General features: G+C 54.2%; 14 protein-coding genes. 7 read left to right on the forward strand and 7 right to left on the reverse strand.

All coding sequences use genetic code 11. The features are described from left to right. Positions 1-2: 2 nt before the first annotated feature. Positions 3-719, forward strand: coding sequence for a class I SAM-dependent methyltransferase (locus SH573x_RS12165; RefSeq protein ID WP_479355367.1), 717 nt, complete (start codon positions 3-5; stop codon positions 717-719). Between the two features lie 7 nt (positions 720-726). Here SH573x_RS12165 and SH573x_RS12170 read toward each other — a convergent pair whose 3' ends face one another. Then, complete coding sequence (locus SH573x_RS12170) at positions 727-1,200, reverse strand: hypothetical protein (RefSeq protein WP_479355369.1); 474 nt, start codon at positions 1,198-1,200, stop codon at positions 727-729. Beyond that, complete coding sequence (locus SH573x_RS12175) at positions 1,197-1,451, reverse strand: hypothetical protein (RefSeq protein WP_479355371.1); 255 nt, start codon at positions 1,449-1,451, stop codon at positions 1,197-1,199. Before SH573x_RS12175 ends, SH573x_RS12170 begins: the two co-directional genes overlap by 4 nt. Positions 1,452-1,760: 309 nt before the next feature. On the opposite strand from SH573x_RS12175, the gene SH573x_RS12180 reads away from it, so the two are divergent. From SH573x_RS12180 to SH573x_RS12190, 3 genes are all read left to right on the forward strand, one after another. After that, positions 1,761-2,801, forward strand: a complete 1,041-nt coding sequence (locus tag SH573x_RS12180) for a lactonase family protein (protein ID WP_479355373.1) — start codon at positions 1,761-1,763, stop codon at positions 2,799-2,801. A 235-nt stretch (positions 2,802-3,036) separates the two neighbouring features. After that, the gene (locus SH573x_RS12185; RefSeq protein ID WP_479355375.1) at positions 3,037-3,654 is read left to right on the forward strand and encodes a CHRD domain-containing protein; all 618 of its coding nucleotides are present in this window, start codon (positions 3,037-3,039) and stop codon (positions 3,652-3,654) included. A gap of 2,711 nt (positions 3,655-6,365) precedes the next feature. Then, positions 6,366-7,136 carry a GNAT family N-acetyltransferase gene (locus SH573x_RS12190; protein WP_479355377.1) on the forward strand — a complete coding sequence of 257 codons (771 nt, stop codon included), beginning with the start codon at positions 6,366-6,368 and terminating at the stop codon, positions 7,134-7,136. A gap of 25 nt (positions 7,137-7,161) precedes the next feature. Here SH573x_RS12190 and SH573x_RS12195 read toward each other — a convergent pair whose 3' ends face one another. The 5 genes from SH573x_RS12195 to SH573x_RS12215 form a co-directional block, all read right to left on the reverse strand. Further along, on the reverse strand, positions 7,162-7,782 hold the full coding sequence (locus tag SH573x_RS12195) for a YdeI/OmpD-associated family protein (RefSeq protein WP_479355379.1): 621 nt from the start codon (positions 7,780-7,782) through the stop codon (positions 7,162-7,164). Positions 7,783-7,929: 147 nt separating this feature from the next. After that, positions 7,930-9,147 (reverse strand): DUF1501 domain-containing protein, encoded by a 1,218-nt coding sequence (locus tag SH573x_RS12200; RefSeq protein ID WP_479355381.1) that lies wholly within the window; start codon positions 9,145-9,147, stop codon positions 7,930-7,932. Between the two features lie 44 nt (positions 9,148-9,191). Next, the gene (locus SH573x_RS12205; RefSeq protein ID WP_479355385.1) at positions 9,192-10,550 is read right to left on the reverse strand and encodes a DUF1549 domain-containing protein; all 1,359 of its coding nucleotides are present in this window, start codon (positions 10,548-10,550) and stop codon (positions 9,192-9,194) included. After that, a complete protein-coding gene (locus SH573x_RS12210; RefSeq protein WP_479355387.1) occupies positions 10,537-13,308 on the reverse strand; it encodes a M56 family metallopeptidase in 2,772 nt (923 codons plus the stop codon). The genes SH573x_RS12205 and SH573x_RS12210 overlap by 14 nt, the downstream gene beginning before the upstream one ends. Before the next feature lie 3 nt (positions 13,309-13,311). Then, complete coding sequence (locus tag SH573x_RS12215) at positions 13,312-13,692, reverse strand: BlaI/MecI/CopY family transcriptional regulator (RefSeq protein WP_479355389.1); 381 nt, start codon at positions 13,690-13,692, stop codon at positions 13,312-13,314. A 236-nt stretch (positions 13,693-13,928) separates the two neighbouring features. Here SH573x_RS12215 and SH573x_RS12220 point away from each other — a divergent pair, with 236 nt between their 5' ends. The 3 genes from SH573x_RS12220 (at position 13,929) to SH573x_RS12230 (ending at position 17,215) form a co-directional block, all read left to right on the forward strand. Beyond that, entirely contained in the window at positions 13,929-14,348 is a 420-nt protein-coding gene (locus SH573x_RS12220) for an HPF/RaiA family ribosome-associated protein (protein ID WP_479355391.1), read from the forward strand. Between the two features lie 175 nt (positions 14,349-14,523). Next, on the forward strand, positions 14,524-15,420 hold the full coding sequence (locus tag SH573x_RS12225) for a hypothetical protein (protein ID WP_479355393.1): 897 nt from the start codon (positions 14,524-14,526) through the stop codon (positions 15,418-15,420). A gap of 661 nt (positions 15,421-16,081) precedes the next feature. Then, complete coding sequence (locus tag SH573x_RS12230) at positions 16,082-17,215, forward strand: SPFH domain-containing protein (RefSeq protein ID WP_479355394.1); 1,134 nt, start codon at positions 16,082-16,084, stop codon at positions 17,213-17,215. The last annotated feature ends 2 nt before the right edge of the window (positions 17,216-17,217 follow it).

A 17,217-nucleotide genomic window follows, 5' to 3' on the forward strand; every position in this document is an offset into this window, starting at 1 on the left:
GTATGAACAAGAAACCGATTGCCTACCAGGCTTATCAAGAGTTGGCCGAACACTACGCGGCGCGGATCGATACCAAGCCTCACAATGCATATTACGAGCGTCCGGCCATGGTGGACATGTGGCCGGATGTAAGCGGCAGGCGCGTGCTCGATGCCGGCTGTGGTCCGGGAGCCTATGCAGAGCTATTGATCGCGCGGGGTGCGCACGTGACCTCAATCGATATTAGCGAACGCATGCTGGACATGGCCCGGCAGCGTTTGGGGTCGGCGGCTGATTTGCGCTTGATCGATCTAACACAACCGCTCGACATGTTCGCCAGTGCGGAATTCGACTTGGTCAACGCGCCGTTGTGCCTGGACTATATCGAAGATTGGCGCAGGCTATTTACAGAGTTCAAGCGGATTCTCAAGGTCGGTGCGATTCTACAGTTCTCCTGTTCCCATCCGGCTTCGGACGCTGAGCTATTCAAAACTAAAAAGTATTTTACAGTTGAGCAGGTCCGCTGCACGTGGCGCGGCTTTGGTCCGCCAGTGGTTGTTCCCAGCTACCGCAGATCGTTGCAGGAAATGCTGATGCCCGTTATCGAAACAGGTTTTCAGCTACTGAAGGTGATCGAGCCATTGCCCAACGAACAATTTCGCGCCGCCGACTTGCGCAAGTATAACGAGCTGATTCATCGCCCCTGCTTTCTGTGCGTTCAAGCCTCAGCGCTGAGCTAAGTGCCGCTCAGGGCAAATGTTGCAAGTCAACAACATCCTGGGGGCGATTGGCAGCAGCTTTTAGGCGCTTGAGCCATGCAAGGCTGGCGAAATGCCTGCCATGGCTGGATTGGGCCGCAGCTAGAAAATCGTCGAGCTCGTCAGCGGCCACTCCTGGCAAGAAGTCGAACAAGTCCACATATCCGATGCGTGTCCCCAGCATCATGAGATGATTCGACTTGACGTATTCGAGGCTCACTGGGACAGTTTTTTCGATTCCGGTTAAAGGATCCATTTCGTTACTGATCCAGTAACCTGCGAATTCTGTCAGTGTCTCGAAGATCGCAATTTCGCTGACCGGATCACGTCGGAAAACGATATCCAAGTCTTCCGTAGCCCGAATATACCCGTGATAGTTGACCGCGTGGCCGCCGATGATCGCATAGCGCACTTGGCGCTGGCTGAGTCGATCCACAAACTCAAACACACTGGCAGCTGTCATGGCTGTCCGTCATTACACGATTGGCAGCGCCAGTGGGTTTCAAGTTCCCGCACACGCGCTGCCAGCCGTTTCTGTCGATTGCGGTGATGAAACTGTGCCAGTGCCGTGGGGTTCGAAGCTAACAGCTGTTCAGCGCCACGCTGCAAAGCGGCGAAGCGTTCCAGACGCTCTTCCGGCGTTAATAACCAATCGCGCCGTAACCGCTTGAGGCGTTCTGCTTGGATAAATTGTCCGCAATCGGGAATCGTCATGGAAATTTTGGTTGAACCAGCTTGAGTTAAGGTCGTGGGGGCGGGCAGTTAAGCCTATTATAACCGAAGGTTTCTGCGCTTTAAGCACGTGGACAATCAATTCGGGATATGGGCACAAACAGGTATCGAGGATAGTGTTTGTTCGTTGGGGCTTAGTTTGCCAGCATGGCGTTTAGGGGGCTGGGTGGCACTGGCTATGCGCAGCATTGCCAGTGCACAAAACGGAGCGATTGACATTCGGTCTTTCGGCTGGATAAACCAAAGATAGTTAATAGCTGGACAATCCCTGGATTCAAGAGGACGTAGGCGATGTGTATTCGATTCAGTTTATGGCTTAGTTTCTTCTACGCTTTCAGCATGGCCAATGCAGTGGTTTCAGGTCAGTCGCTGGATGTGTGGATTGGTACCGGTAGTAGTTCGCTCAGTCGCGGGATCTACCATTGCCGCTTGAATACTGCCGACGGCCAGCTGAGTGAGTCGCGGTTGGTTGCCGAGATGTCAGGACCAGGCTTCCTGGAGAAGCATCCACAGCTACCCATCTTGTATGCCGTTGGAGGCGTGAGTGGTCAGCCGGTGGTGGCCGCGCTGGCGATGGAAGGCCCTGCTGAGCATCGCACACTACGCCTACTGGGCTCGGTACCTATCGGAGATGGTGGAGCGGCTCATGTGTCGCTCGACAATACGGGCAGGACTTTGTTGACAGCGCAATACGGTGGCGGCTCGGTCGCCGCCTTTGCTGTCAAGGCCGATGGCAACTTGCTCGAGCGAACCGCTCTGATTGAACATGAAGGTCCATCGAGAGTTGACGCAGGCAGGCAAGAGGCGCCGCATCCCCACTGGACCGGTGTTTCGCCCGACAACCGGTTTGCGTTTGTACCTGACCTGGGACTCGACAAAATCGTAGTTTATAAACTTGATGCCGAGAAGTCTCTCTTGCAACCGCACGGCCACGGAATTGTCCCGCCTGGCAGTGGTCCGCGACACATGAAGTTCCATCCCAACGGACGTTGGATTTACGTCGTCAACGAATTGTCGCTGACAGTTACCCTGTTTCATTACGACGCTTCGGCCGGAACGATGACAGCCGTTCAAACGATCGAAACAGTTCCCGCCGCCGAATTAATAAAAGAGAAGGCCAAGAGTACTTCAGAAATACGCGTCCATCCCAGTGGCCGTTTTGTCTACGCCGCCAATCGGGGTCATGACACCATCGCTGCGTTTAACGTGGATGCTCAAGATGGACGTTTGAGTTTGATCGAACGTGTGAACGTGCGCGGTGCCACGCCTCTTGTCTTCAATCAAACTAGCACTTACGCCCCGACGCCAATTTGTATCTTGTTCGACCAGTGAAGCCGTTGCCTAGACGTCGAACGCGATATCGATGGCGGTTGCCAAGCAGGTATTTCTGTGCCAGTCGCGTCATTACACTGCTTTCAGCACGACAACCGTATTGAAAAATTGTTCAGTATTTTCTTTTCTTATTTTCTCAAAACAGCTGAAAATTGGTAGCTCGGGTGCTGAGAGGTTGTTAACATTACGCGCATCGCAGATCATTTCAACTTTGTTATTTCTTGAGGTACCGACTATGTCTCGATTAGCGATGATAAAAATTTTCCTCGTTGGTTTGTTGGGTTGTTGGTTTGCAACTCCTTTACCGGGAGCGATCGTTCTGTATGGTGGGGCTATGAATGGAGCCAAAGAAGCTCCCGTGAACGCTTCACCTGGTTCGGGACAAGTATTGGTTTACCACGACAATGTTCTCAATACCATGCGAGTGGTAGCTTCGTTCACGGGGCTAAATGGCAATACAACGGCGGCGCATATTCACGGCCCGACCGGAGTGCCAGGGACTGGTACCGCTGGCGTGATGACGACCACGCCTAGCTTCGTAGGCTTTCCTCTGGGGGTGACGAGTGGGAGTATGGATCAAACGTACGACTTGACCTTGGCCTCGACGTTTAATCCTTCGTTCGTAACAGCACAGGGAAGCGTAGCCAATGCCGCCGCCACACTGGTCAATGCGTTGGCCAGTGGCAGTTCCTACTTCAACGTTCACAGTCAAGCGTTTCCCGGTGGCGAGATTCGTAGCTTCTTGGTTGTAGGGGTTCCCGAGCCTTCCAGTATGGCTTTGCTGGGCAGTTTTGCAGTCGCAGCTGCTTGGAGATCGCGCCGACGCATGAGTTTGAAGCGCCCAGTCGTCTAACGCCGACTAACATCGTTTAACCCGTAGCCGAAGGCGAGGCGACCGAAGCGATTGTCTTGGCATGGCTAAGTCATTACGTTGAGCAAGCCGACGCTCAGGTAAACGCAGAGATTGGTTAGCGGGTGCACCTCGCCTGGCGGCAAATCGTTTAACCCGTAGCCGAAGGCGAGGCAATCGAAGCGATTGTCTTGGCATGGCGTAAGTCATTACGTTGAGCAAGCCGACGTTCAGGTAAACGCAGAGATTGGTTAGAGGGTGCACCTCGCCTGTCGGCAAATCGTTTAACCCGTAGCCGAAGGCGAGGCAATCGAAGCGATTGTCTTGGCATGGCTAAGTCATTACGTTGAGCAAGCCGACGTTCAGGTAAACGCAGAGGTTGGTTAGACGGTTCACCTCGCCTGGCGGCTACGGGTTAAACGAGGACACCTTGCTCGGCGACAAATCGTTTAACCCGTAGCCGAAGGCGAGGCAATCGAAGGGATTGTCTTGGCATGGCTAAGTCATTACGTTGGGGAAGCCGACGTTCAGGTAAACGCAGAGATTGGTTAGAGGGTGCACCTCGCCTGTCGGCTACGGGTTAAACGAGGACACCTTGCTCGGCGACAAATCGTTTAACCCGTAGCCGAAGGCGAGGCAATCGAAGGGATTGTCTTGGCATGGCTAAGTCATTACGTTGAGCAAGCCGACGCTCAGGTAAACGCAGAGATTGGTTAGAGGGTGCACCTCGCCTGTCGGCTACGGGTTAAACAAGGACACCTTGCTCGGCGGCAAATCGTTTAACCCGTAGCCGAAGGCGAGGCAATCGAAGGGATTGTCTTGGCATGGCTAAGTCATTACGTTGGGCAAGCCGACGTTCAGGTAAACGCAGAGATTGGTTAGAGGGTGCATCTCGCCTGTCGGCTACGGGTTAAACGAGGACACCTTGCTCGGCGGCAAATCGTTTAACCCGTAGCCGAAGGCGAGGCAATCGAAGGGATTGTCTTGGCATGGCTAAGTCATCACGTTGAGCAAGCCGACGTTCAGGTAAACGCAGAGGTTGGTTAGAGGGTTCACCTCGCCTGGCGGCTACGGGTTAAACGAGGACCCTTTGCTCGGCGGCAAATCGTTTAACCCGTAGCCGAAGGCGAGGCAATCGAAGGGATTGTCTTGGCATGGCTAAGTCATCACGTTGGGCAAGCCGACGTTCAGGTAAACGCAGAGATTGGTTAGAGGGTGCACCTCGCCTGTCGGCAAATCGTTTAACCCGTAGCCGAAGGCGAGGCAATCGAAGCGATTGTCTTGGCATGGCTAAGTCATCACGTTGAGCAAGCCGACGTTCAGGTAAACGCAGAGATTGGTTAGAGGGTGCACCTCGCCTGGCGGCTACGGGTTAAACGAGGACACCTTGCTCGGCGACAAATCGTTTAACCCGTAGCCGAAGGCGAGGCAATCGAAGCGATTGTCTTGGCATGGCTAAGTCATCACGTTGAGCAAGCCGACGTTCAGGTAAACGCAGAGATTGATTAGAGGGTGCACCTCGCCTGTCGGCTACGGGTTAAACGAGGACACCTTGCTCGGCGACAAATCGTTTAACCCGTAGCCGAAGGCGAGGCAATCGAAGGGATTGTCTTGGCATGGCTAAGTCATTACGTTGGGCAAGCCGACGTTCAGGTAAACGCAGAGGTTGGTTAGAGGGTTCACCTCGCCTGTCGGCTACGGGTTAAACGAGGACACCTTGCTCGGCGACAAATCGTTTAACCCGTAGCCGAAGGCGAGGCAATCGAAGCGATTGTCTTGGCATGGCTAAGTCATTACGTTGAGCAAGCCGACGCTCAGGTAAACGCAGAGGTTGGTTAGAGGGTGCACCTCGCCTGTCGGCTACGGGTTAAACGAGGACACCTTGCTCGGCGGCAAATCGTTTAACCCGTAGCCGAAGGCGAGGCAATCGAAGGGATTGTCTTGGCATGGCGTAAGTCATTACGTTGAGCAAGCCGACGCTCAGGTAAACGCAGAGATTGGTTAGCGGGTTCACCTCGCCTGGCGGCTACGGGTTAAACGAGGACACCTTGCTCGGCGACAAATCGTTTAACCCGTAGCCGAAGGCGAGGCAATCGAAGGGATTGTCTTGGCATGGCTAAGTCATCACGTTGAGCAAGCCGACGTTCAGGTAAACGCAGAGATTGGTTAGAGGGTGCACCTCGCCTGGCGGCTACGGGTTAAACGAGGACACCTTGCTCGGCGACAAATCGTTTAACCCGTAGCCGAAGGCGAGGCAATCGAAGGGATTGTCTTGGCATGGCTAAGTCATTACGTTGAGCAAGCCGACGTTCAGGTAAACGCAGAGATTGGTTAGCGGGTGCACCTCGCCTGGCGGCTACGGGTTAAACGAGGACACCTTGCTCGGCGGCAAATCGTTTAACCCGTAGCCGAAGGCGAGGCAATCGAAGGGATTGTCTTGGCATGGCTAAGTCATTACGTTGGGCAAGCCGACGTTCAGGTAAACGCAGAGGTTGGTTAGAGGGTGCACCTCGCCTGTCGGCTACGGGTTAAACGAGGACACCTTGCTCGGCGACAAATCGTTTAACCCGTAGCCGAAGGCGAGGCAATCGAAGGGATTGTCTTGGCATGGCTAAGTCATTACGTTGGGCAAGCCGACGTTCAGGTAAACGCAGAGATTGGTTAGAGGGTGCACCTCGCCTGGCGGCTACGGGTTAAACGAGTCAAACCAAGTCATGAACATTCAGGTCCAAATTGTCGAGGCGCGGGTGGTTTCTGCTTTGCGAACACGCTTTCGATCTGAATGTGATCAGCAGATTGTTCATGACTCATTGCACATGCGATCGGGTTGGACGGTCTGTTATCAACTCTCACTGGACAACTGGGTGGTGGGGTTCGCATCTACCGCGGTGGCAGGTCCTTGGAAGGATCGACCGACAATTTACGAATATTACTTGCTGCCCGAGGCTCGGCTGTGGTCATTCAAGATCTTTGAAGACTTCTTGAACTTTAGCCAGGCCAAGTACTTCGAAGTTCAATCGTCGCAGGCTCTGCTAACTTCGATGCTCTTTCGCTACGCCGAGAACATACGTAGCGAAGCCATTGTCTTCTACGATCATAGTTCCAGCCAGCTGGCCGTCCCCGGCGCAGAGCTGGAAGCCCTAACCTCCGCGGAAGATATCGCTGCGGCGGTCAAGCGACGAAGGGGCGGAGGCAAGTGGGCCCTGAAGATCGACGGCATTCAAGTTGGAACCGGTGGTGTCTTGTTTCATTACAATCGTCCCTACGCCGATATCCATATGGAGATCGAAGAACCACACAGGCAGAGAGGTTGGGGAGCGTTTCTGGTCCAAGAACTTAAGCAGCAGTGTTACAGGCTTGGCGGCGTGCCATGTGCCCGTTGCAATCCCACCAATGTCGCCTCACAGCGCACGCTTCAGAAAGCGGGCTTTGTCCCCTACGCACACATTCTCGATGGTGATCTAAGCACGTCGACGATTGGCTAAGCATGTCAACATTGGCTCGGATGCTTTAGTCATGCAAGCCTTGGCCGCTGAGAATTCTTTCCATACATTTCTCGATGCGGGTGTACCGAGTTTGGGATTGTTTGGCGGCGGTAAAGTACAGAATGTAGCCGCGTTGCCTGCCAGGAGTTAAAGCCATGAAGGCTGTCTCCAGGGCAGGTAGTTGCTCAAACTTGTGCTGCAGTTCGTCGGGAATCACCAGTTCATGCTTGGCTTTGAAATCGACTTTTTGCCCAGATTTTTCGATTTCAATGGCTTGGTGAACGAGGGCTTTCAAATCGCGTTCGATGGCAGATATTTGTTTGACACTGGTGAAGCGAATCAAGCGGGCTGACTGCGAGTTCTCGCCGGGCTTTTCCAAGATGCCAGTAGGGTCCTTCAGCAGTACACCTTTAAAGAAGCTCAGCGAGCAGTAATCTTTGAAGGCACTTACGATCAACACGTTGTGATTGTCCACGGTATAACACGGTACGCCCCATTTTAGTTCTTCGGTCAGCCCACATGCCAGAACTAGTTTCCTCAATCGCTTCAGTTCGGCCGGCCAGTTGTTCACTTTGCATTCCGGCGTGCCACCGAGCGCACATCGACCACAGCCGTCCACCAGGTACTTGTCAACATTCTCGTTCATGTTCCGCTTTGCTCGACTTGCCTACTCATTGCAATGATATGTTCAGCCCCTATTCTACCTGCAACTTGTCCTCCATCGAGCGCCTCTCGGTGGAGCTCCGACTGGTTGGCTAGGATGCGCCGACGCAATGTACGTGAAGGCTTATCGTTATCCCAACTCGGGAATGATCTGACCTTGATCGGTCGCTTGCGTTGGGCTGCCGAAGCTGGTGGTGAACTCGGTGTTGGGTTGAATGTCGAAACGCTTCAAGAGGGTGGCAAACAGGTCCGCTACTTGGTACTTTGGCCCTTCAATTTCGGTACCATCTCGATTGGTTTTCCCAATCACTTGTCCGCCCGCGATACCGCCGCCACCAACGACCACTGGCGTGATATCTGGAAAATGATCGCGGCCGTTGGCACCGTTGATGACGGGTGTTCTGCCGAACTCGCCCATCCAGAGCACGATCGTCTCGGCCAACAACCCGCTGGCCGATAGATCATCCATCAAGGCAGCCCAAGGCTGATCCAATTGTCCGCACAGATTGCGAACTGCAGCGAAGTTGTCATTGTGCGTGTCCCAACCGCCCAGTTGTACTTCGACAAAGTGAACACCAGCTTCGATCAATCGTCGAGCCAACAAGCACTGCTTACCAAAGTCGGTTTCTCCATAACGCGCTCGCGCGGCAGCCGGCTCCAGGTCGAGGTTTAGGGCATCGATAAAGTTGGTCGTGACAATCCGCTCAACTCGACTAAGCATTGCTTGACGTCGCTCGACCATCGCTTCGGGGTGCAACGTATCGAATTCGGCGCTAAGCTTATTGATCAGGCTCAGTTGGTTGCGGCGCCGTCGCAATTCCAGCAGCAAGTCTTTGGCCTGGTTGGCATCCTCGATTATAAATGGTGCATGGTCTTGACCCATGTAGGCTGGACCAAAGCCACGCCCTCCCAGTGATACATACTTGGGTATTTCAGCAGCCGGCGTGTGCGCGGAAACCACGGCACCCACTGCGGGCCGCGGAAAGGAGGGCACGGGAGTGAAACCGGTATGCAGATAATAATTGCCCCGCTCGTGGTCGCCCTCGGTGGATGTCAAGTTGCGAATGATCGAAAGCTTGTCCATATGTTTGGCAAGCAGCGGTAGCGAATCACTAATCTGAATACCTGGAACGGCAGTTGACATCACACGAGATTCGCCACCGGTTTTTGTTCCCGGCTTGAGATCAAAAGTATCCAACTGACTTGGACCTCCATCCATCCACAGTACGATACAACGGCGCGGCGGTGCGGCGGCGGTGAACCAGGCATTCAAGCGACGCGCGGCAGCCAGTCCCAGCAAACCACCCAAGCCACCGCTAAAAAGTCGTCGTCGATTTAACGGGAACATGCTAACACTCCGCTCGATAGACCAGATGTTGGATGGACGTCCGCTTAATGATTGAAGAAGAACTCACTGCTATGTACGAGCGCAAAGGCTATCTCATCGATCGAACGGCCTTGGCAACTTTGGTGTTGCGATTCGGTCGGCAGTCGCCCAAGGGTGCGCAGAAATAGTTCGTCCAACGACTGCGTCGGTGATTTGACTTTCTCAGTCAACCGCATCATCAATCCTTGAACGGATTCACGATAGCGATGGGTGTCACTGAACTCTTCATCTGCCGAACCAATGCAATACCGTATCAATTCATCTCGGCGCTCGACAGTGAAAGCGGTATCTAAGGCTTGAGCCAGCGAGTCGACCAGCTGTTCGGGCGTTAAGGGTTTGACGGTTCGAACCACGAATAACTCTTCGTCGGTAGTTGAACGATCCGACTTGATCGATGTTCGCTGATAGGCTTGCGAATTGCAGATTCGTCGCACCATGCTGCGGATGTCGAATTTTTCTTGCCGGGCTTGGTCCGTCAAATAATCGAGCAGAGCTCGGCTGCTGGGGACGTTCTGAGGATTGAGATCGTCGGGTGTGGCCACAATGCCTCGCCCCATCAGTTGATACCAGATGCGGTTGGCGAAGGTGCGGGCGAATGGTTTACAAGATGTTACAAACAAAGCAAATTCGTCACGCCACATCGGCGTGCTGGGCACTGCCGAAGTGAAGAACTTTGGTCGCTCCTCTTTAGCCATGCGGCTGGTGGCTTCAATCCGGTCCAACAACTCAAAGTTCTGATCCGATACCTGTCGCACGTCCATGCCTTGGAAGAACCGAGACACATGTTCAAAATCGGCTTGCGTCCAACGATCAAATGGATGGTCATGACAGCGAGCACAGTCAAGTCGTACACCTAAGAAGACACGTGAAACACGCACCGCTGGTTCTTCGCGATGACGCATCAGGAACGCTACCTGGCCATCCAGGGCTAGTTGCCCCTTGGCCGTAATCAGTTGTTGCGCAAGTTTGTCGTAGCCCATGCGCTCATTCAAGGCCCGCTCCAGCCAACCTCGCAGCGCTTCTCGTCCGAGTTGAAAATCAAGATCGTATCCGACCAGCATGCTGGTCCAGGTCTCTGCCCAGCTAGTAGAAAACTCGTCAGCATCTAATAGGCGATCAATGGTGGAGCTGCGATCGGGTTCGGCTTGGAACTGGCGAATTTCTTCCAGGGTGGGAATGCGTCCAGTCAGGTCCAACGTTACTCGCCGCAGAAAGACTTCGTCCGAACAGAGGGCGGCGGGTTGCAGGCTGCGGCTGGCATGTTCGCTGGCCAGTATGGCATCGATTGACGTCTGAGCCGAAACGGGGATCGACATCATCGCCACACAAGCCAGCACCAGAAACAAGACTTTAGAAGTCGTCATTGACCAGCTCCTGCTTGACTTGATCGACGTTCTCCAAGATGCCAGTCAGGACATACTCGTGACCTTCCTTGAGCATGTATCCATCATCGCTGGCATCGAAGTTCTCGCTGACCCAAGCTGCGAAGCCGTCAAAGTATTGTCGACTGAGTCGATCTTGCAGCGAGCGCAAAACCAACGCTCGACCGGCGGTCGTTTGGTAAGCGGCGGAGAGTCCGGGATGGTCGATCTGCTTCGCGAATTCGACGATATCTAACCCCTTACGCCGCAGCGCTCGGGCGCTGCGCAAGCGTTCGCGAGTTTGATACAGTACGTCTTCCTGTTGCTCGGGTCGAACCGTCAACTTGCCATTGTCAGCGTCGATCAGCCACTCATTCAGCCAGCTCTTTAACGCCGACTCCACATCGGCAGCTGGAGTTCCGATGTTGCCTACGGTCCATAAATTGGCAACTTCTGAAGCTAACACCGATCGCCACTGCTGCGCTTCGGGCAGCGCGTCTGCCAACTGCTGCGCCATGGTTACCAGGTGCGGTTGAATTTTGGCACTGAGGGACTTGGTAGCGGCGTATATCTTTAACTTCTCTTGAATCTCTACCAGCGATTCGTCGTTGGGAATCAAACCTTCTGGCTTGTCGATGAAGGCATTTTCCAAATAGTCGAAATAGTTATCGATCTGCTGCTCGCCCGAGTAGTCTTCGTTAAAGCTCTCAATGGCGAAGAGTGCAGCATGAGCCTTCTCGCCCATAGCGCTGCGAATGGTGATTGCAACTTCATTGGCTTCCGATAGATCTTGTCGCCACTGGCCCAAAGCGCGATGCAAACGATCAGCCAGTTGTTGAGCCTTGATCAGCTTTTTTAATCGTTGATCAGCCAGTCGCTTGGCTCCCGATCGATAGACCAAGCGGTTGTTGCGATCCAAGACGAAAATTTCGCTCCATTGCTCCCGGACGATTCGATAGTCGGGGCGGATTTTGTTCTGCACTTGCTCCATGTAGATTTGGGCTGCCGAATCTTTGTCCATGAAGAAGCGTTTTACAAGCTGATTGGCTTCACCTTCACCATCTAAACGGTTGGCATAGTCTTGCAAGATTTTGGCGACGATTTGTGTATCGTTATCAAATTGTCGGCAGGCGTTTTCAAAGCGAGTCGCGAATTCGAGGTGCTCTTTTTTCAGCGCATACTTCTCACCTACTTTTTCGAACATCTCGCCAGCAAAAGCTAACGTCGATTCAGCTTCAGCTTGCTGCCGCAATTGATTTTCGTACTCTGAGGCACTGCCAGACAGGACGACCAACCCGGCTGGAGTTCGCACAGCTTCGATAAACCGCTGAACCAACTCGCGATCGTTATCGCTCCGGGCGGTGAGCTTGGCTACAAAAGCAGCTATGGCGGCTTCGCGTTCGGATGGTCCCACGACTGGAGGCTTATCGGAATCTTGATTCGGCGCAGACTGCTCCTGCGCAGTGTCAGCGCTGGTAGCTACATTGTCAGCTTCATCGAGTTGTCCAGCCACCGCGCTGGAGACTAGTTCAATTCGAAAGAATGTCGACGCGATCAGTAGCGTGAGCATGCTTGCCCAGAGTGCCTGCTTGAGGCGTGTGTCGCGCCTGGTGTCAAACGCCAGCAAACGGCGGATGCGACGCGAGACGGATGCTCCACTGGCCGAGCGAGCCGCCAGCGGATTGGAGCGCGGATACTCGATCAGTTGAACCAAAGCTCGTGCGTAATCGGTCGGCTTTATCGATGCATCGCGTAATAAACTTTCGTCGCAACTCAGCTCGGCGCATTCTTCGAAATGCTTCAGGGCATACCACGCGAATGGATTGAACCATTGCACGGTCGCCAGAATTCGAGCTGCAAAAGACCAGGCGATATCATGGCGCTGATAATGCGCCAGTTCGTGACGCAAAATCCCCAAACGTTGAGCACGATTGAGTTCCTCCCAGAAGTCACTGGGTACAATGACGGTCATGCCCCGAGGGGTCATCGTCAACAAAGGACCTAAGCAGGCATGTTCATACAAGTGAATCGGTGTCCGGATCTTGCAAGAAACCATCAAGGACAACCATTGTTTCTGAAACTCTTGCCGGGCAGGCACAGCATCACTAATGGCGATTTGAAACGTGGCCAAGTGAATCAGAGTCTTAACTAAGATGACAACCAGTCCAGCTAACCACACAACCACGATCAACTGTGCCGCAAGATCGAACCAATTGCCCGAAGATTCGAGGAGCTGCTCTGGGACGCTTGACCCGGCCTCGATCGGAGCGGCTGAAACTGGAGCACGAGAGAACAGACTATCGAGTGGTTCCGACGTGGATGGCTGCAGAACTGTCTTGGAAGTGCCCGGTAGAGTCTCATCTATGTTGCTCGCGAATCGCGATTGTGCAGTTGCAACGCTGTGATCACTGAGATGGCGATGTTGTTCACGGCTGTCAACGCGTGAGCTCTCGAACGACTGGTGTGTTGGCATGGCAATCACGTGATCGCCACCGGGCTGCGCGGGCTGACGGGTCAAGCGAGATTCGAGCTGGGCAGCCCCCGTGCCTGCGTCGATCCATCGTGATGCAATGGCCACCGGGTAACGAACATCCAGCAAGCAGCAGGCGGGTAGAAGCACCAGGAACCACGCGACTTGTTGCCAAGCGGCTGAGTTAAGTCGCCAGCAGCTTGTCAACGTTTTTACCGCGACGGCGGCCATCGCTATCCAGCAAAAGTTATAGATCAGCAGCAGAGCCAAATTGTTGTGATCGAGCGACATGATTTACCTCGCGTTACGTTCTTCCGCGTCTTTGATAAGTCGTTTGAGATCGGTGATCTCTGCCTGGCTGAGTTCACGATTATGAAGAAGTTGGGCAACCAAAGGCACCACATGGCCTCCGGAGACCTTTTGAACCAAGACATCCAAATGATTGGCACTGACCGCTTCGGCAGTCACGACCGCTGAATATTTACTGGGCCTGGTCTCCGAGCGTTGCACAAAACCCTTGTCGACCAGTCGATTCAGTCGAGTTTGAATCGTCGTGTAGCCTAGCGGACGGCCGATGGCCTCATGCGCTTCAGCCAGCGAGAGCTCGCCCTGCTGCCAGAGCATACTGAGCATTTCCATCTCGCCCGGTGAGAGCTTGACGTTGCGTTTCTTCACTCTTGCGCCCCCCCCGTCGTTCTGGCACGGCCCTCAAGCTACCACTGTTTACTACCTGTGTCGTACAGTTTTACGACCTGCGTCGTAAATGTCAAGCGTTTTCGAAAAAACGAAGGACCGTCCACTTTCGGTGCATGCTGGCACTCTAGTTGCTTTGAGATATCCGGTGGCTGCCACCTCGTTTTGGCAGCGATTGGGTCAAGCGATTGATTAACGAAATACGGATGGGGCGTGTTGTGCGCCCTGCGCACAGATGGTCGACCATTATCGACTCGGCTGTTAAACCACTGGAGATTCAGGCCATGCAAGTCCAAGTGAATACCGACAACCATATCGCTGGCACCGCAGACTTTGCCGGTTACGTCGAAGGCGAATTGGAAAACGCCCTGTCGCGATTCAGCGAACGAATCACGCGAGTGGAAGCCCATTTCACTGACGAGAACAGCCGGCAGAAGTCTGGTGGCAACGATCAGCGATGTTTGCTGGAAGCGCGCCTGACAGGGCTCAAACCCATAACAGCCAGCGCTGAAGGATCAACACGTGAGCAGGCGTTGAGCGGCGCGACCGATAAACTTGTCAGCGTGCTCGATCGCTTTTTGTCGCGTCGCGACGACCCCAAAGGGCGTACATCGTTTTCCGGCGACCCCATGCCGTAGGTCTGCTCTGCGGTCTCTGCGTTTCAAGCTTCATTAGAACCCGCACGGAAATTGCCCACGCCATCGGGAGGCTATCCGTCAACCTGCTTCAATTTGACTTTGTGACGTCCAACGCTCCCGTTCGAAGCGCTTATCTGATAGCATATTCCTGTGGTGGATAATGCGAGGCGTGCGGATGAGTCGTATAGGTTGGAGTATGGCGGTCATTGTATGGCTAATGCCAACGTGGGCCCCTGCGCAAACTCAGCCCGCTAACAACATTGACCAGTACATCACCGAAGTATTGATCAGCTCTGGATATGGCGGCGCGTTGGCAGAAGAGATTTTGCGACGTCAGCGACTACTCGCTTCGGCGCTTAGTGCCATGCCTGTAGCGGATGGCTCAAGGTCGAATGCTCAGCTGACCACTCACACGTCGACGTGGAGCTTTCAGAGCGTGACCGAGCGTTCGCGCAAGATCTTGGAGCTACGAATTCGGCTGGCCCAGCTAACGAAGAACCGGCGCGTGTGGAAGCAGGTCGAGGTCCAGCCGCTTCAAACGGTTGCCGACATGGGCTGCGGCCAGCTGCTAAACACATCCGCAGCCAAATTCTTTCCGCGCTTGGTCCAACGAGTTTCGCCTCAGTCTGTGATCGTACAGGTCTTCCCTGTCAACGCTGAAGGCGAGATGGTTTCTCAGTTGCTAATGGTTGACAACGTTTCTGAAGAGACCGAGTCTGAGTTCGAGCTGACCAGATTGTCTGGCTTTTATGTGGTCATCCTGACCGAAGTTGATCTACAGACAGAAGCCGGCATCGAGAGCATCTATCGCGGTCGATATGTAAATGCAAATGCTGTGCAGCGTGTACAAGATTTCGCAGAACACGAGCGGCCCACAACTGTAGAAAAGTGGACCAGTGCCGATCGTCTCTTTTCGGTCAACGCGAGCGTGGCTGATGTTCAAGCCGATGCGATTATCTTGCAAAAAGAGGACGACACGCGCATCACCGTTCCTATGGCAAAGCTGGCGCCTGAATGTGTGGAACGCGCTCGGGCATACCTGGACGCGCGCCAACCACTCATCGATCCGTAACCTGGCTCCCAGCCTCTGCCTGGGAACCCGCTGCCCCGCAGGCTCCGCCTGCATACAAATGCACAACTTAAAAGCTGGACGATCTCCAAAGCCTGGGTGAGGCCCCGGGTGGGGCGAGTCTTAGGGTGGCACGGCATGTAGCCGATCTCGCCAGAGATTGGAAATCGATAGGTGACGCATCCAAAGTCTGGCGACTTCGGCTACAGGTCACCCCAGGGCACTGCATGTAGCCGATCTCGCCAGAGATTGGAAATCGATCGGTGACGCATCCAAAGTCTGGCGACTTCGGCTACAGGTCACCCCAGGGCACTGCATGTAGCCGATCTCGCCAGAGATTGGAAATCGATTGGTGACGCATCCAAAGTCTGGCGACTTCGGCTACAGGTCACCCCAGGGCACTGCATGTAGCCGATCTCGCCAGAGATTGGAAATCGATTGGTGACGCATCCAAAGTCTGGCGACTTCGGCTACCTACAGCGAATATCGGCTTTTCCCGCAGTGGCGCGCCTGGTTTGAATTGGAACCGAGCCAGTTGCTGATGCATGGAAGTTTCAGTTGTCTAGCCGCATGGAAGCTTGACGCGGGCTTGTCATTGCCGTTATGTTTTGCGACAGGTTTCAGGCTCACCAATTTAAGTTGCGCAGGGGGTCGTACAGCCGCTATGGGATTGTTTGACAAAATTCGGGCAGAGTTTGTAGACATCATCGAGTGGCTCGATGATACGCGGCACACGCTGGTATGGAGATTCCCGCGTTACCAAAACGAGATCAAGAATGGGGCCAAGCTTATCGTGCGCCCTGGCCAGATGGCCATCTTTGTTTCGGAAGGACAATTGGCCGATATCTTCGGGCCTGGCACCCATGATCTGACAACGGCCAACTTGCCAATCCTCGCCACGTTGAAGGGCTGGAAGTACGGATTCAACAGTCCCTTCAAATCCGAGGTCTACTTCGTCAGCACCCGGCCTGTCACCGATTTGAAGTGGGGCACGCCCAATCCAATTATGCTTCGCGATCCCGAATTCGGACCGATTCGGATTCGGGCCTTCGGAACTTACGTGCTCAGAGCGACCGAACCCAATGCACTGTTGAAAGAGATCGTCGGTACCAATGCAACAGTATCGACCGACGAAGTTACAGAGTTGGTGCGTTCGATCATCGTAGAAGCGTTCACCGACATGCTGGGATCATCGCAGATCGCAGCTCTGGACCTGGCCAGCAAGTATCGCTCGCTGGCTAGCGACCTGCAAAAGATGGTCATCGAGCGTATCGATGACGAATACGGCTTGGACATTCCACAGCTCTTGATCGTGAATATCTCGTTGCCCGAGGAAGTCGAAAAGGCGCTGGATACGCGTACCAAGATGAGTGTGCTGGGTGATCTGGATCGGTACCAGCAATATCAGATGGGCACGGCGGTGACTATGGCTGCTTCCAATCCAGCCAGTGGCGGTGCCGCGGATGGTCTGGGGCTCGGTTTAGGATTGGCGATGGCCAATCGCATGGGCGGAGCGCTTGTAGGCATGCCAGGTGCGATGTCGGGGGCGATGCCCGGTGCCATCGGCAGCGGGCCACCACCTGCACCGTCGGTGCCGAGTTGGTACGTGGCTACCAACGGACAAACACACGGGCCGTTTTCACAAGAACAGATTGCCACTGCCTTGGGAAGTGGCCAGCTGCAGCCTACTTCGCTGGTCTGGTCGGCCGGTATGGCTCAGTGGACTAGTATCTCTCAAGTTCCCCAATTGGCGTCGTTCACACAGACGCCTCCACCACCGCCACCTCCAGCGGTTTGAAC

It is taken from the genome of Rania fehmarnensis (genome assembly GCF_056494185.1).